We start from the raw sequence: 18667 nt of genomic DNA on the forward strand, positions 1-18667 counted from the left end.
GAGATCGGCACAGGCCTGTGCCGATCTCGAAGCCGACTACCGAACTGGTGGGGCTGACTGCCTGACTGCCGGCCGGAAGACCGGCGTCAGGGCAGCACGTTCGGGTTGTTCGCGTGGGTCAGGGTCTCCCAGGCCACGAACAGGTTGTTGGTGCCGGCCGGGCGGGTGGACTCCGTCAGGGCCTGCGTGTTCGACATGGCGTGACCCTGCCGGTTGTGCAGGGCGTTGAACCCGACCTCGGTGACCGGGCCGAGGCCCAGGTGCACCGACCCGCCGCAGAGCCAGGACGGCACCGCGGTGCCCCGCTGGTAGGTCGAGTGGAACCCGAGCGCGTGCCGCAGCCGCTCCCCCACCTGCGGGTACAGGTCGTCGCCCTGGATCGCGGCGGTCTCGGCGACGTGCGAGATCGCCGAGATGCCGTAGCCGGTGTGCGTGAAGTCCCGGCAGGTCTCCTGGGACAGCCCGTTGACCAGGGTGCGCTGGTTGTGCCAGTAGGCGAAGATCTGGTCCGGGGTGTCCCGGCCGGAGCCGGGCACGGTGCGCGGCACCGACCCGTCGGAGGTCAGGTAGATGAACGCGGGCACCCGCACCAGGAACCGCTGCCGGGCGGACGCGTAGGCGGTGCGGTCGTCGAGGAAGATCGCGATGCCGACGGCGGCCTCCATCATCGACAGCTCCCAGTTGCCGTTGCTGTTGGACCCGTTGATCACCTCGGGCAGGTAGACGTTCCGCAGCATCGTCTCGAACCGGTCGACGTCGGCCGCGGCCCAGCCGGCGCCCGTGTACCGGATGATCTCCGCGGCCCGCGGCCACACGGACCCGGCCCACGCCGTCTGCAGCGGCGCGTTGGAGTTGGTGTGGTCCCGGATCACCGGCGACCACGCGTTCATGATCGAGATCGCCTTGTTCGCGTACCGCGTGTCCCGGGTGACCGACCAGGCCAGGGCGTGGGTGTACGCCGCGATCGCGTCCTCCCGCTCGTCGGTGCACCCGTAGTTCGGGTTGGAGTACGACCCGCACTCGACCACGGCCCGCGGGTGCGGCGTGTAGGACAGCGACGCGTACCGGCTGCCCATCATCGAGTCGTAGGCGCTGCGCCAGGGCTGGGCGCCGGCCTGCACCTGCTGCCGGATGTAGTCGAGCTGCGGCGCGCTGACGTGCACGCCCGGGTGCGTGAACGTCGCGGGCACGTCGGCGGGAGCGGCCACCGGCGCGGCACCAGGAGCGGCGTCCGGCACCGCGTCGGGTACAGCGGGCGCCTGCTGCCCGACGGCGGCGCGCGCCCCGGGCGCGGCGCTCGCCGTGCCCGCGGCGGCCGCGGGCAGGACGAGCCCCACGGCGACGGCGAGCACGACCAGGGTGCGGGCGGATGCCTTGCTGCTGCGGATCCCCATCAGAAGCCTCCCGTGATGCGCGTGAACTCGAACCCCGGCTGGTCCCGGTTGACGGACCAGAACGCCAGCCGGGTCAGCCCGTTGTTCCGCGCGTAGTCACGGATCTGCGTCCAGGCGGCGGTGGTCGTGATCTCGCCCTGGTCGGAGCTCCCGTTCATGCCGGAGATGCCCATGTGGGCGTACGCCTGGGCGTCCGTCCAGCCGCGGGCCGACTTGAGCTGGTTCTTCAGCCCCTCGGACGCGTTGATCGTGTCCTGCGCGATGTTCGAGGAGCCGAAGTTGAACGGCATGATCGTGTAGTTGTCGATCGGGACGCCCAGCTGCGCGGCCCGGTTGATCAACCGGGTGCCCGCACCCTCCGGGCCGCCGCGGCCCGTGCCGATCGTGACGGCGATCTTCACGTTCGGGTTGTTCTGCTTGACGATGGTCAGGCCCTGCAGGATGCGGTCCTGGACGGTGTAGTTCTCGAACTCGTCGGAGTTCTCGATGTCGAAGTCCACGACGTTGGGCTGGTGCGCGTTGATGACCTGCTGCACGGCCCCGGCGTACGCGGCGGGCGTCGAGCAGTTGGGGCCCAGCTTGTTGCCGGACCAGCCGCCGAACGAGATCTGCACCTGGCCGCCGGCGGCCTTGATCGCGTTGATGGTCTGCTGGTCGACGCCGCCGGTCAGCGGGCGGCTGCCGTCCCACGCGGGGTTGCAGCCCCCGGACGAGAGGATGAACGCCATGGTGAACGCCCGCACGCCCGTCTGGCTCATCACCGACGTGGCGCTCGGCGGGTTGCCCCAGCCCAGGTACAGGTAGGGCGCGCCCGGCATCTTCGCCGGGTTGGGCTCGGGGTTGCCGCCGCCGGACGGGAGCGTCCAGCGCTGGTTGGCGCCCGCGAAGCAGTCCCAGAGCTGCAGCGGCGTGCCGTCCGCGGAGCTCGGGCCGGTCGCGTCGAGACACTTGCCGAGCGCGCGCAGCGTGCCGTCAGCGCCCGCGGTCCAGGTCTGCGCGGCGCTGCCGTTGCAGTCCCAGAGCTGGATGCGGGTCCCGTTGGCGGTGCTCGCGTCCGCGACGTCGAGGCACTTGCCGAGCGCGCGGACCGTGCCGTCGGTGCGCACGTCCCAGCTCTGCGCGTTCGTGCCGTTGCAGCCGTAGAGCTGGATCTGCGTCCCGTTCGCGGAGCTCGCCGCCGCGACGTCGACGCACTTGCCGCCGTACCCGGTGATCGCCCCGGTCGCGGCCTGCGCGGGCAGGGCGCCCCCGCCGAGCGCGAGCGCGGTGGCGAGGGCCAGGGACAGTGTCGCGAGGCCGCCGAGGACACGGCGCCGTAGACGTGCTTGCATGGTCGTCCTCCTCATGAACTTTCAAGCCTGTAAGTGAGGAGAACGTACGACTTCCTTGCCACCCGCAACATTGGGGCTAACCCGTACAGGTACCACACAGGTTCGGCCGGCCGACGGCAGCGGGCACCGGCGGGACGACGTCGGGCACCGGCTCGCGGACCGCGAACCGGTGCCCGACCACTGCGCGGCGGGGGTCAGAACCCCGCGGTGATCCGCGTGAACTCGAGGTCCTGCTGCGCGATGCCGCTGCAGTTGGACGTCACGCCGCCGCCCTCGCAGCCCCGGTCCCGGTTGACCGCCCAGTACGCGAACCGGGACAGCCCCTGGGCGTTCGCCCAGTCGCGGATCTCGGTCCACTGCGCCGGCGTGGTGGTCTCGCCGACGTCGGACAGCCCGTTCATGCCGGAGATCCCGGAGTACGAGTGCGCCTCGGCGTCGGACCAGCCGTGCGCCGCCTTGAGCTGGTCCTTCAGGCCCTCGGCGGCGCTGATCGTGTCGGCCACCATGTCGGAGCCGCCGAAGTCGAACGTCATGATCGTGTAGTTGTCGATCGGCGTGCCCAGCTCGGCGGCCCGCGCGATCAGGCGCGAGCCGGCCCCGCCCGGGCCGGTCGTGGTGGTCGGGATCGTCACCACGGCCTTGACGCCGGGGTTGTTCTGCTTGACGATCGCGATGCCCTGCAGGATCCGGTCCTGGACGGCGTAGTCCTCGTACTCGTCGGTGTTCTCGATGTCGAAGTCCACGACGTCGGGTCCGTGCGCGTCGATCACCTGCTGCACGGCCCCGGCGAACGCCTCCGGGCTGGAGCAGTTCGGGCCCAGCTTGTTGCCCGAGTAGCCGCCGAAGGAGATCTGCACCTGGCCGCCGGCGGCCTGGATCGCGTCGATCGTCTGCTCGTCGACGCCGCCGGTCAGCGGACGCTGCCCGTCCCACGCCGGCGTGCAGCCGCCGGACGACAGCATGAACGCCATGGTGAACGCCGAGACCCCGGTCTCGCTCATCACCGAGGTGGCGTTCTGCGGGTCGCCCCAGCCCAGGTAGAGGTAGGGCGCGCCGGGCAGCTTCTCCGCGGCGGCCTGCGGCTCGGACTGCCCGGCGGCCCGGGCCCCGGCGACCTCCGTCGCGGCGGCGCCGACCATGCCGCCGGCCGCCAGGACCATCGCGGTCACGGAGCTGAGCAGGGCGAGGCGCCTCGGGTTGGTCTTCATCGTCGTCTCCCGAAGATGTCGGTCGGATGCGTACCGAGACCGTACACAGCGGGTGAAAAAGGGCGCATCAGGGTTAACCCGTACACGTCACCGGCGCACCTGCGTCAGGTTTCCCTCCGGATCCAGCCGGATCTCCGCGTCCAGGCCCAGCCGCTCCAGGAACGCGCCGTCGTGGCTCACCACGAGCAGCGCACCCCGGTAGGCGGACAGCGCGTCCACGAGCTGGTCCGTGCTCGCGATGTCGAGGTTGTTCGTCGGCTCGTCCAGCACCAGGAGCTGCGCCGGCGGGTCCGCCAGCAGCAGGCGCGCCAGCGCCACCCGGAACCGCTCGCCGCCCGACAGCGTCGCCACCGGCCGGTCCACCGCGGCGCCCCGCACCAGGAACCGCGCCAGCCGGTTGCGCAGCTCCCCCGGCGGCACGTGCGGCGCGCCCTCCCGCACGGCGTCCAGCACGGAGGACGCGTCCGGCAGCACGTCGACCCGCTGCGGCAGGTACGCCGCGCGCTCGGTCAGCAGCTCCCCGTCCGCGAACCCCTGCCCGTCCCGCCCAGCTCCTTGAGTGCTGGGTGTCTGCGGCCCCGAGGGGGTCTGGCCCGACACATACCCAGCACCCGACGGGGCAGGGGCGGGTATCGAGAGCAGGCGCTCCAGGAGGGTCGTCTTGCCGACGCCGTTCGGGCCCGTCAGCGCGATCCGCTCCGGACCCTGGATCACGACCTCCCGGCCGTCCGCGCCCCGCAGCACCGCCAGCCGCCGCCCGGCCGGCACCCCCGGGTCGGGCAGGTCCACGGAGATCCGGTCGTCGTCGCGCACCGCGCGCTCCGCCAGGTCGACGGCGGCCCGTGCGGCGTCCACCTTGTCGTCCAGCATCCCGCGCCGCGCACCTGCGGACTTCTCCGCGCTGTTGCGCCGGTCGTTGATCACGGCCTTGACGTACTTGCTGTTCGCGGCGTCCTTGCGGCCCTTGCGCTCGCTGTGCGCGATCCGCTCCTCGGCCTCGATCCGCTGCCGCTTCTCGCGGCGCAGCGTCTGCTCGGCCGCACGCAGCGTCTGCGCCGCCGCCTCCTGCTGCACCTGGAGCCACGCCCGGTACTCCGAGTACGGGCCGCCGAACGTCGTCAGCGACCCGGCACGCAGCTCGGCCGTGTCGTCCATCAGCTCGAGCAGGGCCAGGTCGTGCGAGACGACCACCAGCGCGCCCCGCCAGCCGCGGACCAGCTCGTACAGGCGCTCGCGGGCGGCGCCGTCGAGGTTGTTCGTCGGCTCGTCGAGCAGCGCGACGGCGGCGCTCCCGGTCGACTGGCGCAGCCGCACACCGGTGATCGCCGTCAGCATCGTCTCGCCGCCGGACAGGGTGGCGACCGACCGGTCGAGGCCGGTGGGCAGGCCGGTCGCCGCCAGCAGCGCGACGGCCCGCTCCTCGACGTCCCAGTCGTCGCCGACGACGTCGAAGTGCGCCTCGTCGACGTCGCCGGACTCGATGGCCCGCAGCGCGCGCACGACGGGCGTGATGCCCAGCAGGTCGGCGACCGTCGCGTGGACGTCGAGCGTGATGCGCTGCGGCAGGTAGTCGGCGGTGCCGCTCAGGGCGACCCGGCCGGAGGTGGGCGTGAGCAGGCCGGCGACGACGCGCAGCAGGGTGGACTTGCCGGCCCCGTTGAGACCGGTCAGGCCGGTGCGGCCGCGGCCGAAGGCGCCGGAGACGTGATCGAGCGCGACGGCGCCGTCGGGCCAGGCAAAAGTGACGTCGTGCAGCACGACAGAAGGGTTGGACAACACAGCAGGGACTCCCGGGAGGTGGCGTGGTGCCGACGCCCGGAGCCCTCGTGGAGGGCAGGCGTCAGCGCGAGGTGTTCTCGTACCGGGAGATGCCCGTCATCACAGTCCTTGTCCGTAGCTCCCTCACACGCGCGGCACACCCGCAGGAGCGCACACAGCCTGACATGGGACGACGCCGGGGCGCAACGTGAATCACGGCACCCCCGCCGCCCGTCACGGCCGCGGTGCCGTGAGGTACCGCTGCACGGTGGGCCCCAGCCAGGCGACGACGTCCGCCCTGGTCAGGTCCGCGGCGGGGCCGAACCGCAGCACGTACCGCACCAGCGCCATGCCGAGCACCTGCGAGGCGACCAGGGCGGCCCGCCGCGCCGCGTCCTCGCCGGCCCCGACGAACCGCTGCGCGAGCGGCAGGATCTGGCCGGAGAACACGTCGCGCATCCGCGCGGCCCCGGGCTCGTTCGTCACCCCCACGCGCAGCAGCGTCTGCAGCACGCTGTCGTGCTCCCAGAGGTCGAGGAAGTGCCCCACCAGCACCGCCCCGACGTCGTCCACCGGGATCGCGGCCAGGTCCGGGAGCACCAGCTCCACGTCGATGACCGCGGCGAACAGGCCCTCCTTGGAGCCGTAGTAGCGCATCACCATCGACGGGTCGATCCCCGCGTCCTGCGCGATGGCGCGCACCGTGGCGCGCTCGTAGCCGTCGGCCGCGAACCGCGCCCGGGCCGCGTCCAGGATCGACGCGCGGGTCACGTCGGAGCGGCGCCGCGGAGCATCGGTGTCTGTCATGCCAACAACTGTATGCCAACATCCGTTGACCTTCGCCCAGCCGGTCCGCTACGTGTGTCAACAAGCGTTGGCAAACACTCGTTGGCCCACCCCGGGAGGACACCATGGACACGGACGTCGTCGTCGTCGGGGCCGGCCCGACCGGCCTGCTGCTCGCCGGGGACCTCGCCACGGCCGGGGCGCACGTCACCGTGCTGGAGAAGCGGCCGGCCGGGCTGAGCAACCTGACCCGGGCGTTCGCCGTGCACGCGCGCAGCCTCGAGGTGCTCGACGCACGCGGCCTGGCGGACGAGCTGCTCACCCGCGGGCAGCAGGTCACCAGCCTCCGGCTCTTCCAGCGGCTCACCATCGACCTGGCGGACCTGCCGTCCCGGTTCCGGTACGTGCTCGTCGCGCCCCAGTACGAGGTGGAGCGGCTGCTGCGGCGCCGCGCCGAGGAGGCGGGCGCCGTCTTCCGGCACGACACCCGGGTCACGGCCCTGGCCCAGGACGACGACGGCGTCACGGTCACCACCGCCGACGGCCCGGACCTGCGCGCCCGGTACGTCGTCGGCACCGACGGCGCGCAGTCCACGGTGCGTGACGCCGTCGGCATCCCGTTTCCCGGCCGGGCCGTGATCCGCTCGATGGTCCTGGCCGACGTCCGGCTGGCGCGGCAGCCCGCCGACCTGCTCACGGTCGCCGCCGCGAACGACTCCCTCGGGTTCCTCGCCCCGTTCGGCGACGGCTGGTACCGGTTCATCGGCTGGCACGGCGACCGCGACGTGAGCGAGGACGAGCCGGTCGACCTCGACGAGGTGCGCACCATCGCCCGCGCCACGCTGCACGACGACTTCGGCATGACCGAGGCGCGCTTCCTGTCCCGCTTCCACGCCGACGAGCGGCAGGCGCCCGCCTACCGCGCGGGCCGCGTCCTCCTGGCCGGCGACGCCGCGCACGTGCACAGCCCCGCGGGCGGGCTCGGCATGAACACCGGCATGCAGGACGCCGCGAACCTCGGCTGGCGGCTCGCCGCCGCGCTGCGCCTGCCCGACGACGCGGCGGACGCCGTGCTCGACGGCTACGAGGCCGAACGGCACCCGGTGGGGCGGCAGGTGCTGCGCACCAGCGGCGGGATCCTGCGGGTCGCCACCCTGCCGGGGCCGCTGGTCGCGGCGGTACGGCGCGGCGTCGTCGGCCTGGTCTCCCGGGTCGCCCCGGTCCGCCGGCGGGCGGCGCTCACGGTGTCCGCGCTGGGCGTCGCCTACCCGCACCCCCGCGGAGCGCACCCGCTGGTCGGCACCAGGGCGCGAGACCTCCCGCTGGAGGGCGGGTCGCGCCTCGCCGAGGCCCTTCGCGCCGGGCGGTTCGTGCTGGTCGCCCCGGCGGGCGCGCCGGCTCCCGGCCTGCCGGCCGCGCCCGGCGAGGTCGACCCGGCCGAGCGCGTCGTCGTCCGCCGGTCCGACGGCGGCGCGACCGCCCTGCTGGTGCGCCCCGACGGCTACGTGGCCGGCGCGGTCGCGGGTGCGTGACCCGCGACCGCCGGCCGCATGCCGGTGGGCCTGGTGCGCGTCACCTCAGCCGCTCGACGTGGACTCGCTGAAGAAGCCCTCCCGGAACTCCGGGATGCTGAACAGGATGACGATCCCGACGACCAGGAGCAGGGTCAGCCCGATCGTCACCCAGCCCGTGATGATGCCGACCAGGCCCATGCCGCCGTTGTCGGCCTGGCCCTCCTTCTGCGCCCTGCGGCTCAGGTGCCCCGTGATGATCGCCGGGATCCCGGCCAGGAAGCCGCCGACACCGCAGGCGAACAGCAGGATGACGCTGAGGATGCCCAGCACGAGGGACCAGACCCCGAGCGAGTTCTTCTCCAGCGGTGCGGCGTAGCCGTAGTAGGGCGCGCCGTACGGGTAGGGCTGCTGCCCCGGGTACGGCTGGGGCGGGTAGGGCTGTCCCTGCTGGTCCCACTGCTGCTGCTGCTGATACGGCTGCTGGTAGGGGCTCGGCGGTCCGGCCTGGCCCGGCGCGGACCCTGGTCCGGGACCATAGGCCGGGCCGGGCTGCGGGGCGTCCGGCTGCTTCGGCGGGTCGTAGGGCGACTTCCACTCGTCGGGCTGGCTCATGCCTCCCCCTTCCACGGGGTGCGCGGGATGCTGCGTGCTGCCGCAGGCCGCCGGACCGCGGTCATACCTGGGTCACCGAGAATGCCGCCCCGAGGAGCCCGACCACCAGGAAGACGATCCAGACCAGCACCGCGGCGCCGGTCAGCGCCACGTTGATCCAGCCCAGGACCAGGCCCGCCGTCGCCGAACCGGGGTTGTTCGCCAGGCCCTCGCGGACTGCCTTGTGGCTGGCGTTCCCGGTGACGATGGCGACGATGCCCAGGACGAGCGGGCAGAGGATCCAGCTCAGGATGCCCGTCACCAGCGACCAGACGCCCAGGTCGTTCTTCGGGGGCGCGACCGGGTAGGCGTACTGCGGCGGAGGGCCGTACTGGTACGCGGCGGGGCCCTGCGGCGGGTACGGCTGCACCTGGCCGGAGGAGTACTGGCCGGACGGGTACTGACCCGAGGGATAAGGGCCGGGCTGACCCGGGTACGGGACCTGCTGGCCCGACGGGTGCTGCACGGGATACCCGTACGCGGGGCCCGCGGGCGGCGCCGGGGGCGTGGGCGCGACCGCCGTCTGCTCCCCGGTCGGCTGGTCCGGCGCCGTCTGCTCCACCGGCGGCTGCGGGCCGGCCGGCTGGTCGTTCGGGTCCCGCGGGCCGTGCCCGTCGTCGGGCTGGGTCATCGTGCTGCCTTCCATGCTCGGGCGCGCCAGGGGGCGCAGACGGGAGACGACGAGTCAGCCCGCCGCACGACCGAGGGAGTCTCACCTCGGGTGCGGCGGGCTGACCGGCTGCTGCGGAGCGGGCTCAGCTGTTCTCGAGCTCGTCCATGAGCTCCTGGAGCTCAGGGTCCATGGTCGCGCCGGAGTCGCCGAGCTCCTGCTCGTAGCTGTCCTGGAACTCCTGCTCGAAGCCCTCCTGGAACTCGGGCGACGTGACGAGGAAGCCGACGAACGCGATGTAGGCGATCACGCCGAGGGTGACCAGCACCGTCCCGATCCAGCCCAGGACGAGACCGGCGAGGCCCATGCCACCGTTGTCCGCGAGACCCTCGCGCTGCGCCTGCCGGCTCTTGGTACCGGTGATGATCGCGGCGATACCCGTGAGCAGACCGCAGCCGAGCACGGACAGGATGCCGAGCACGAGCGACCAGACGGCGAGGCTGTTCTTCGGCAGCGGCGCGCCGTAGGCGGGCTGACCGCCGTAGGCAGGCTGACCGCCCTGCGCGTAGACCGGCTGCTGCTGGTCGTACGGCTGCTGCGCGTACGGCGCCTGCTGGTACGGGGCGGGCTGGCCGGGGACCGAGCCCGGCGCCGGTGTCGCCGGCTGTCCCTGCTCGGGCGGCTGCTGCGGCGGGTCGTAGGGCGACTGGCCGCCGTCAGGCTGGGTCATCGTGCTACCTCTCTGCTTGCGGTGAGCCGGGGGACTGGACCGGCCCGGAGGTGCCAAACCTACAGGTAGGACGCCCCGCGCGGCAGGAAAACCGCGCGGGGAGTCCTACCCGTGTTCGCACGTGCGCGGGGTCAGTAGTTCCAGTCGTTGGGGTCCATGTCTTCCCATCCGTTCAGGCCGCCGGCGAACAGCCCGACCGCCAGCGCGATGACGAAGAACACGATGGCGAGCACGACCAGCACCACGTTGATCCAGCCCAGGATCAGACCCGCGGTGCCCATGCCGCGGTTGTTCGCCAGGCCCGCGTCGGCGGCCCGGCGGCTCATCGTGCCTGTGATGATCGCCGCGATCCCGAGCAGGAGCGGGCAGAACACATAGCTGAGGATGCCCGTGATCAGCGCCCACACACCCAGGTCGTTCTTGGGCGGCGTCTGCCCGTACCCGTACTGCGGTGCGGCCGGGGCGCCGGGCTGGCCGTAGGGCGTCGGGACGCCCTGCTGCCCGTAGGGTGCGCCCGCGTCGGGACCGGCCGGCGAGCCCGGGTACGGCTCCTGCGGGCCGGGCTGCTGTGGGCCGGGCTGCTGCGGTGTGGGCTGCTGTCCGGCGGGCTGCTGCTCCGCGCGGTACGGCTCGCCCGGAAGAGGCTGCGTGGGTGTCGGGTCCGAACCCTGCGAGGGGGTCGACCCGGGCAACGGCTGCGTAGGCGGCGTCTCCCGCTGGGGATCGCGCGGCGTACCGCCCTCGTTCTCGGTCATGAGGCTGCCTTCCCTTCCAGTTCAGGGAGCTGGGAGCACCGGGACCGATGCCCCTCCTCCACCTAACCAGGGATGACGCAGACCTGCGCGCGCGGCAGTGCCCTCACTCGCGCCGCCAGGTCTCCGCCTGGTGCGCCAGCACGAAGCCCAGGCGCTCGTAGACGCGGCGCGCGGGCGCGTTGTCGTCGTAGAGGCCGAGCGTCACCAGCCCGTGCTCCGCGACGCCGTCCGCCGTCATGCGAGCCGTCAGGGCGCTGCCCAGCCCCCGCCCGCGGCGCGTCGGGTCCGTCCCGATCGACCCCAGGTGGACGGACCCGCTCGGGGTCGGGGTCGCCGATCCCACGGCGACCAGCGCGCCGGCGCGCGCCCCGGGGGACGCAGATTGGGCACGCACCCCGTACCAGCGGGTCAGTCGTGCCCGGGGTCCCGACGCGCCGGAACGCGTGCGGGGGTTCGCCCGGGCGAGCAGGCCGACGATCTCGTCGGTGTGCCGGTCCAGGTCGAGCACCTCGACGGCCGGCGACCCGTCGCGCACGGGCGGCGCCACCTCCGTGACCATGCGGTCCCAGGTGGAGTCCGGCGCGAGGCCCCAGCCCGCGAGGGTCTCGCCGGCCAGGGCCCCGGTGCCGCGGGTCACCGTGGCGGCCACGACGTCGCCGTCGGGCACCACCGTGGTCATCAGGCGCGCCAGCCGGTCGGCCCGGCCGACGGCGTTGAGCCACCGGCCGGGCCGCTCCCCCGTCGGGTCGACGAGCTCGACGACGGCGGCCGCACCGGCGTCGTCCGGACTCGTCCGGTCCGTCCAGGTCCGCGTGACCTCGAAGAAGTCGGAACGCGCCCGGTGGAAGACGTGGTCGAGCCCGTGGCCGCCCAGCCGCGTCACGCCGTGGGGGCCGCCACGGGTGCGGCCTCGGGCGTGAAGTCGACGCCGGCCTCCTTGCGCTGCTCCGGCGTGATGGGCGCCGGCGCCGCCGTCAGCGGGTCGAACCCGCCGCCCGACTTCGGGAACGCGATGACGTCGCGGATCGAGGCCGACTTCGTCAGCAGGGACACGATGCGGTCCCAGCCGAACGCGATGCCGCCGTGCGGCGGGGCGCCGAACGCGAAGGCGTCGAGCAGGAAGCCGAACTTCTCCTGCGCCTCCTCGTGCCCGATGCCCATCACCTCGAAGACGCGCTCCTGCACGTCACGGCGGTGGATACGGATCGAGCCGCCGCCGATCTCGTTGCCGTTGCAGACGATGTCGTACGCGTAGGCCAGGGCCTCGCCCGGCTCCTTCTCGAACGAGTCGATCCATTCGGGCGTGGGCGACGTGAACGCGTGGTGCACGGCGGTCCAGGCGGACGAGCCGAGGTCGACGTCGTCGTCCTCGCCGGCCGGCTTGAACAGGGGCGCGTCCACGACCCACACGAAGGACCAGGCGTCATCCGTCTCAGGCGTGCCGATCTGTCCGAGCTTCCGTGCGATCTCCAGGCGGGCGGCGCCGAGCAGGGCCCGCGCCTCCGACGTCTTGCCCGCGGCGAAGAAGACGGCGTCGCCGGGCCGGGCGCCGGTCGCGGCCGCCAGGCCGGCGCGCTCGTCGTCGGACAGGTTCTTGGCGACGGGGCCGCCGAGCTCTCCCTCCTCCGTGAAGGTCACGTAGGCGAGGCCGCGGGCGCCGCGCTGCTTGGCCCACTCCTGCCAGGCGTCGAACTGGCGGCGCGGCTGGGCCGCCCCGCCGGTCATGACCACGGCGCCCACGTACTCGGCCTGGAACACGCGGAACGGCGTGGCCTTGAAGTAGTCGGTGAGCTCCGCGATCGGGTTCTCGAACCGCAGGTCCGGCTTGTCGGTGCCGTACAGGCGCATCGCCTCGTGGAACGTGATGCGCTGGATGGGCGTGGGGATCTTGACGTCGACCAGCGCCCAGAGCGCCTGGAGGATCTTCTCGCCGAGGGCGATCACGTCCTCCTGGTCCACGAAGCTCATCTCGACGTCGAGCTGCGTGAACTCCGGCTGGCGGTCGGCGCGGAAGTCCTCGTCGCGGTAGCAGCGCGCGATCTGGTAGTAGCGCTCCATGCCGCCCACCATGAGGAGCTGCTTGAAGAGCTGCGGCGACTGCGGCAGCGCGTACCAGGAGCCGGGCGCGAGGCGCGCCGGGACCAGGAAGTCGCGGGCACCCTCCGGGGTGGACCGGGTCAGGGTCGGCGTCTCGATCTCGACGAAGTCCTGCTCGTCGAGCACGCGGCGCGCGGCCTGGTTGGCCTTGGCACGGAGGCGCAGGGCGTGCGCGGGTGCCGGACGGCGCAGGTCGAGGTAGCGGTGCTTGAGACGCGCCTCCTCGCCGATCACCTCGGTGTCCGCGAGCGCCGTGGACACCTGGAACGGCAGCGGCGCGGACTCGTTGAGGGTGACGACCTCGGTGGCGACGACCTCGATCTCGCCGGTGGCGAGGTTGGCGTTGGCGTTGCCCTCGGGGCGGCGGCCGACCTCGCCGGTGACCTGCAGCACGAACTCGGCGCGCAGCGGGTGGGCGATCTCCTCGTCGCGGATGACGACCTGGGCGATGCCGGACGCGTCACGCAGGTCGATGAACGCCACTCCCCCGTGATCACGGCGGCGGTCGACCCAGCCCGTGAGGGTGACGGTCTGGCCGATGTGCTCGGCCCGCAGTGAGCCGGCCGTGTGGGTGCGGAGCACGAAGAAGTCCTTCCAGCGTGAGGTGAGGGTCGACGAGAATTCTAGTCACCGCCGGGGCTCCTTCGCGCCGCCGGCCGTGGTGGGCGCCGCTGCGCGTAGCCTGACGCCCATGGCCAGGACTATCGCGACCAACACGACCGTGTCCCGGGACGAGCTGCTGGAGTTCCTGCGCTCGCGCCGCAACGGGATCCTCGTGACGAGCAGGGCCGACGGCGCCCCGCAGCTCAGCCCCGTGACGTACGGCGTGGACCCGCAGGGCCGTGTCGTCGTCTCGACGTACCCGGAGCGGGCCAAGGTGCGGAACCTGAAGGCGCGGTCCGCGGCGTCGTTCCTGGCGCTCGGCGAGGACTTCGGGGGCGCCTGGGTGCAGGTGGACGGCACGGCCGAGGTGCTGGACGTCCCCGAGTCGGTGGAGCCGCTGGTCGACTACTTCCGCGCGGCGGCCGGCAAGGAGCACCCGGACTGGGACGAGTACCGCGCAGCGATGGTCGAGCAGGGCAAGTCGCTCGTGCGCATCACGATCGAGCGCTGGGGTCCGGTGGCGACGGGCGGGTTCCCGGCACGTCTCGCCGAGGACTGACCCGACTCGCCGCCACCGGGCGTCAGCCGGCGTCGTCCGCCTTGCCCTGGTCCTCGCCGCCCAGCCGGATGACCGCATTGTAGGTGAGCCAGGTGACGCCGGCGCAGGCCAGACCCGCGGGCACGACGACGGCGAGAGTCAGCCAGTCCCGCTCGCCGTCGAGCAGGCTGCCGATCCAGACCATGAGCAGCACGCCGGAGAAGAGCGTGCCGCCGACGGCGGCGAGGAGAACGAGGACCAGGGCGAGGATGCCGGCCAGCTTGCCGAGCTCGAGCACGGCTTTGCCGGTGCCTGCCACCGCGGCTCCGGCGGTGCGCAGGATCCCGTCCTCCTCGACCTCCCGGTCGGCGCGGGCCCGGCCCGCCTGCTTGATCCGTTCCTTGTCGGGACGCTCCGGTGCCGTCGCGCGGGGAACGGGCACGACCAGTTCCTCAGGCACGTGCCGGTCCACCAGCTCGGCGACGGTCGACGCGTCGAGGTCGTCGTGCAGGGTGGGCTCGAACGGGATCCGCGCCCCGTCAAGCGCGACCAGGAGGCGCCCGCCGTCGGGGTGAGCCAGCAGCGCGGCCGTCTCGGCGAACCGGACGGTCGTCCGGGTCCGCCCGTCCCGGAGCGTGGCGCCGTGGTCCCCGACGACGATCGTCGCGTCCACGTCGATGCGCTCGAAGGCGCGGCCGGTGACGGCCTCACCCGCACCCCGCCGCGCGACGGCGGTCCCGGCCCAACCGGACCCGACCGGCGCGACCAGCAGCCCGGTGTCCCAGGCGGCGCGCGCCAGGGAGACGACGTCGGCGGCGGTGACCTCGGCGATCGCCGCTCTCCGTTTGGCCGGCGACGGGACGGGCTGTCCCAGCAGCGTCAGCAGGGCCTCGTCGGGCAGCCACATCGCCTCCTGGTGGGGCTCGTCGAACGCCAGGAGCAGGTGCGCACGCGCTGCCGCGACATCGTCCTCGGCGACGAAGTACCGCAGCCGACCCAGGGTGTCCAGGAACTCGCCTGTGGCCTCGGCGGCCGTCTCCGGTCGCAGCCCCGCGGCGATCCGCAGCGTGGCCTCCCGCCCGTCGAGCACGCCGATCGCGGCGGAGACGTCGTACGTCCAGCCCTGGTCCTGGCGCATGCGCCGGAACAGCGTCCGACGGGCCACCTCGGCGAGCACCTGGAGCGCGGGCACGTCCGGGGCCACGACCTCCCACACGACGTTCGGGCCGCCGGCCGGAGCCTCGGCGGGGAGTGACAGCACCGGCTCCGGGACAGCCGGCGGCGGACAGGGTGCTGCGGCGAGCCCTCCGGCCGGCAACGCCAGGCCGAGGTCGGGCTCCTCGTCACCCGCGTACCACGCGACCGCGTTGGAGCTCGCGAACCGCTCGGCGGACCACGACCGGAGATCGGTGGCGGTCGCGCCGTGGAGTCCCACGTGCTGCCCCGGGCCCAGGCCGTACGACTGGAACCCGTACCGCCAGGCCATGACCCCGACTGCATCTGTCTGCCGCTCGTCGAGCGCACGTGTCTCGGTCTCGCGGTGCTGCACCGGCAGGTTCGCCAGGGCATGTGTCAGGTCCCGGAGCGTCGTTCGCACGCGCTCGGCGGAGCCGCTCACCCGCACGTGGGTCACGACAGGGCCGACCGAGGCAGTGATGTCCAGACCCGGCCGCTCGACCGAGCGCAGGGCGAGCGCCACCACCAGCGCGGTGATGCCGCTGGTGGCGAGCGTCTCGTCGGCAAGGCCCACGCGGAACACGAGACCTCCGGCGACACGGCCGGGGCGCCGAGCGAAAAGGGTCCGGGGAAGCTCGCGCATAACGCCGGTCATCGCTCCCCCTTCCCGTGCCGCTTGCGCAGGAGCTGGACAGTGGTCGCCACCAGGACGAGCAGGGGAAGGAAGCCGAGGCGCAGCTCGGCTCCGAAAAGCTCCCGCGCGATCAGCTCCGCGACGACGAACAGGACGAACACGCCGAACCAGAGCGCGATCAGACGCTCGATGGTCCCCCACACCGAGCGCGCGACCTTGCCCGCCTTCTTCGGCGGCACAGCAACCGGGATGTCCTGCGGGGCGCGTGCGGGATGGTGCACCACGACGTCCTCGGGCACGTGCCGGTCGACGGACGCGGCGATGTCAGCCACCGTGAGGGAGCGATAGAGCGTCGGCTCGATCACGACCCGGAACCCGTCGGCCCCGGTGAGCACTCGCGCGCCGTCGGGCACCGTCTCCATCAGCACGCAGTCGGCGAACAGGACCGTCACGACGCCGTCGGGCGAGGCACTCCCGACACCGTCAGGACCGATCACGAGCGAGACGTCCGGCACGTCGATGCGCGGGTAGGACCGCCCCTTCGCAAGTGCAGGTGACTGCTCCGGGGCGGGTGCCATCCCGGCCCAGTCCAGGGGTGCCGGCCCGTACCAGAGCGCGCTGCCCCATACCTCGCGCATCGTGCCGAGGACGTCGTTCGCCGACACCTGTTCCACGGCGGCGCGAGCCTGGTCCGAACCGTCGAGGTCTCGACCGGTCACCATGCGGTAGGCGAGCGACGGCAGCAGGTCGGCGGCAGGCGCTGCCGCAGCCTCCGCCATCTCCTCGAGCATCCCCTCGCGGGCCGCGGCCAGGTCGTCCTCGGTCACGTGGAACCGGAGGCCGCCCAGCGCGTCGGCCAGGCCACCGGCCGCAGCGTCCTGGCGCCCCTCGGCCGCCCGCACGACAACGGAGACCCGCGCGAGCTCATCGTCCAGGTGGTCGTAGGACACGCTCAAGGACTGTGCGATGTCGGCGCTACGGCGCAGGTCGCGGTGCAGCACCTCCCGGACCACCCCGGTCGCCAGGAGCGCCGGATATCCTCGCGGCACCAACGCGTCGAGGGACACGCCGTCCCGTAGCCCGGACAGATACGCGGGTGTGCCCTGGAGCACGTCGGTCACGGCGGGCGGGTACATGCGCTCACCCGACGGCAGGCTCAGGTCCAGGCCCGCGGGAAGCGCGTCGGCAGTGACCCAGGCGACCGCGTTCTCACGTGTGAACATCCGTGCCGCCCACTGCCGTACCTCGGCCGGCGTGATCCGGTCGAGGCCCCGCTCGCCGTACCCCGCCAGTCCGTAGCCGCGCGCCCCGTGCCGGTTGACACGCAGCGCGCCTCCGAAGCCCGGGTTCCTGCCCTCCGCCTCGGACCGCAGGATGTCCTTCTCGGTCTCGATCTGGTCGAGCGGCAGGTCCTGCAACGACGCGCAGACATCGTTCAGGTAGGACACGACGTCGTGGACCGATCCGGCCACATGGAACACCGTGACATCAGCGTGCGTCTGTCCGTTCAGGTGCGCCTCGCTGAGGACCTGCCCCCGCAGTGCGAGGTGCTCGACCAGGTGGGTGATGCCGGACGTCGCGAGGGTCTCGTGCGCGGTGCCGACGCGGAAGACGATCCCCGCGCCCAGGTTTCCCTCACGCGGAGCAAGGAGCACAGGGACCCCGTCGGACTCGGAAAGCGCGACACCAGGGAAGTCCGCCAGGTCCGGAAGCGCGGAGATCGTCATGCCGGCACGCCCGAACGAGCGGAGACCTTGGCTGCGGCCTTGGCGGCGTTGTCCCGCTGCACCTTGTAGGGCACCTCGGCCCGGACGTCGTAGTAGCCCCACATCCCCTCGACGGGCGAGTTCCCGAGGGCCTCGAAGTGCGGCCAGGCCTCGGCAGGCACCTTGGCGATCGTGAAGAACAACGCGAAGTTCGCGTGAGCCGTCGCCGTCGCCGCGGTACGGGAGTGGTCGGGATGCAGCACCGTGGCGGCGGCCGCCTCACGAACCCGGTCCACCATCGCGGACGGGACCTTCTTCTCGCCGTCGAGCCACCGTTCGATCGCGTGGTCGACCACGAGAGCCGGACCGAGGGCTCCAGGTGCGGCGTCGGCCGCGCACTCCTCGACGAACCGGGACGCCTCCTCCCACGACCCGCTCCACTTGGGCAGGATCTGCTGGTGGTACACCCGCTGCGCGGCGAAGAACTGCGGGTCGAGCGCCGCGAGCCGGTCGTACCGGCGTCGCGCCTCACCATGCCCGAGCTGCAGGCCACGAGCCGTCGTGATCCGGGGCTCCCAGGCCGGTAAGTAGCCGGGGTGCTCCGAGCACACGTCGAACAGGACGCGCTCGGCCCGCCGGAGCCAGTCGTGGAACTGCTCGAACTGACTCGCCGAGACGTGCTCCGCGCGCGCGTGCGACCGGATGGCCCAGCCCACCGTGACGTACCGGACCGCGCGCAGGGTACGCGCGAGCGGCGTGCCGTCGTCGGCGGCCTCGATCGCCGCCGTGAGGCGCTGCGCCTCGTCCGTGACACCGGCTGTCGTGTCCGCGATCTCCCACAGCGCGGCCGCGATGTCGTCGGGCACGGTGAGGCCGCGGACGACCGCGAGCGCCGCCGCCGGGTCGCCAGCGTCACGGGCCGCCCGCAGGGCGGCGCCGTCGGGCACGTGTGCCAGCGGGTCGAAGAAGGTCGCGGTCGGCGCCGCGTCGCGCGTGGTGGCCATCGGTTACCTGTCCGGGGGTGGTCGGGATCCTGGGGGCGTCGGTGCCCGACCGGAGATTACTGGCGCCGCCGGACCTGCCCGGGCGAAATCGGACCGCAGCCCGGGTGAACTTCCCAAAAGCACTCGGAACGGTCATCTCGACCCGGGGCGAGGGTGCACGGGCAGGGCACCG

General features: G+C 72.9%; 16 protein-coding genes. 2 read left to right on the top strand and 14 right to left on the bottom strand.

Translation table 11 applies throughout. The features are described 5' to 3' along the window. Window positions 1-86 precede the first annotated feature (86 nt). From AB0I29_RS00005 to AB0I29_RS00025, 5 genes are all read right to left on the bottom strand, one after another. On the bottom strand, window positions 87-1394 hold the full coding sequence (locus AB0I29_RS00005) for an alginate lyase family protein (protein WP_285102391.1): 1308 nt from the start codon (window positions 1392-1394) through the stop codon (window positions 87-89). Continuing rightward, window positions 1394-2725 (bottom strand): ricin-type beta-trefoil lectin domain protein, encoded by a 1332-nt coding sequence (locus tag AB0I29_RS00010; protein ID WP_357476510.1) that lies wholly within the window; start codon window positions 2723-2725, stop codon window positions 1394-1396. Before AB0I29_RS00010 ends, AB0I29_RS00005 begins: the two co-directional genes overlap by 1 nt. 194 nt (window positions 2726-2919) lie before the next feature. After that, window positions 2920-3933: a chitinase gene (locus AB0I29_RS00015; protein WP_357476514.1), complete on the bottom strand. Its 1014-nt coding sequence runs from the start codon at window positions 3931-3933 to the stop codon at window positions 2920-2922. Window positions 3934-4020: 87 nt separating this feature from the next. Beyond that, window positions 4021-5691, bottom strand: coding sequence for an ATP-binding cassette domain-containing protein (locus AB0I29_RS00020; RefSeq protein ID WP_357476517.1), 1671 nt, complete (start codon window positions 5689-5691; stop codon window positions 4021-4023). Window positions 5692-5925: 234 nt separating this feature from the next. Continuing rightward, window positions 5926-6498: a TetR family transcriptional regulator gene (locus tag AB0I29_RS00025; protein ID WP_357476520.1), complete on the bottom strand. Its 573-nt coding sequence runs from the start codon at window positions 6496-6498 to the stop codon at window positions 5926-5928. A 104-nt stretch (window positions 6499-6602) separates the two neighbouring features. Between AB0I29_RS00025 and AB0I29_RS00030 the strand changes: the two genes are divergently transcribed. Continuing rightward, window positions 6603-8009, top strand: a complete 1407-nt coding sequence (locus AB0I29_RS00030; RefSeq protein WP_357476524.1) for an FAD-dependent oxidoreductase — start codon at window positions 6603-6605, stop codon at window positions 8007-8009. Between the two features lie 45 nt (window positions 8010-8054). Here the strand turns inward: AB0I29_RS00030 and AB0I29_RS00035 are convergent, their stop codons facing one another. The 6 genes from AB0I29_RS00035 to aspS all read right to left on the bottom strand — a co-directional run bounded on the left by AB0I29_RS00035 (window position 8055) and on the right by aspS (window position 13416). Further along, entirely contained in the window at window positions 8055-8603 is a 549-nt protein-coding gene (locus AB0I29_RS00035; protein ID WP_357476527.1) for a DUF4190 domain-containing protein, read from the bottom strand. Window positions 8604-8664: 61 nt separating this feature from the next. Further along, window positions 8665-9273, bottom strand: a complete 609-nt coding sequence (locus AB0I29_RS00040; protein ID WP_357476530.1) for a DUF4190 domain-containing protein — start codon at window positions 9271-9273, stop codon at window positions 8665-8667. 124 nt (window positions 9274-9397) lie between these two features. Further along, window positions 9398-9982, bottom strand: a complete 585-nt coding sequence (locus AB0I29_RS00045; protein ID WP_357476533.1) for a DUF4190 domain-containing protein — start codon at window positions 9980-9982, stop codon at window positions 9398-9400. Window positions 9983-10113: 131 nt separating this feature from the next. After that, the gene (locus AB0I29_RS00050; protein ID WP_357476536.1) at window positions 10114-10737 is read right to left on the bottom strand and encodes a DUF4190 domain-containing protein; all 624 of its coding nucleotides are present in this window, start codon (window positions 10735-10737) and stop codon (window positions 10114-10116) included. A 103-nt stretch (window positions 10738-10840) separates the two neighbouring features. Continuing rightward, entirely contained in the window at window positions 10841-11620 is a 780-nt protein-coding gene (locus AB0I29_RS00055; protein ID WP_357476539.1) for a GNAT family N-acetyltransferase, read from the bottom strand. Continuing rightward, the gene (aspS, locus tag AB0I29_RS00060) at window positions 11617-13416 is read right to left on the bottom strand and encodes an aspartate--tRNA ligase (protein WP_357476542.1); all 1800 of its coding nucleotides are present in this window, start codon (window positions 13414-13416) and stop codon (window positions 11617-11619) included. Before aspS ends, AB0I29_RS00055 begins: the two co-directional genes overlap by 4 nt. A 109-nt stretch (window positions 13417-13525) precedes the next feature. Between aspS and AB0I29_RS00065 the strand changes: the two genes are divergently transcribed. After that, window positions 13526-13996 carry a PPOX class F420-dependent oxidoreductase gene (locus AB0I29_RS00065; protein WP_357476545.1) on the top strand — a complete coding sequence of 157 codons (471 nt, stop codon included), beginning with the start codon at window positions 13526-13528 and terminating at the stop codon, window positions 13994-13996. A 22-nt stretch (window positions 13997-14018) separates the two neighbouring features. Here AB0I29_RS00065 and AB0I29_RS00070 read toward each other — a convergent pair whose 3' ends face one another. The 3 genes from AB0I29_RS00070 to AB0I29_RS00080 all read right to left on the bottom strand — a co-directional run bounded on the left by AB0I29_RS00070 (window position 14019) and on the right by AB0I29_RS00080 (window position 18495). Continuing rightward, on the bottom strand, window positions 14019-15725 hold the full coding sequence (locus AB0I29_RS00070) for an insulinase family protein (protein WP_357476548.1): 1707 nt from the start codon (window positions 15723-15725) through the stop codon (window positions 14019-14021). Between the two features lie 77 nt (window positions 15726-15802). Beyond that, window positions 15803-17512 (bottom strand): hypothetical protein, encoded by a 1710-nt coding sequence (locus tag AB0I29_RS00075; RefSeq protein ID WP_357476551.1) that lies wholly within the window; start codon window positions 17510-17512, stop codon window positions 15803-15805. Continuing rightward, on the bottom strand, window positions 17509-18495 hold the full coding sequence (locus AB0I29_RS00080; RefSeq protein ID WP_357476554.1) for a hypothetical protein: 987 nt from the start codon (window positions 18493-18495) through the stop codon (window positions 17509-17511). The genes AB0I29_RS00075 and AB0I29_RS00080 overlap by 4 nt, the downstream gene beginning before the upstream one ends. Window positions 18496-18667 lie beyond the last annotated feature (172 nt).

The sequence above is a fragment of the Promicromonospora sp. NPDC050262 genome, from assembly GCF_040655935.1.
Taxonomy (GTDB): domain Bacteria; phylum Actinomycetota; class Actinomycetes; order Actinomycetales; family Cellulomonadaceae; genus Promicromonospora.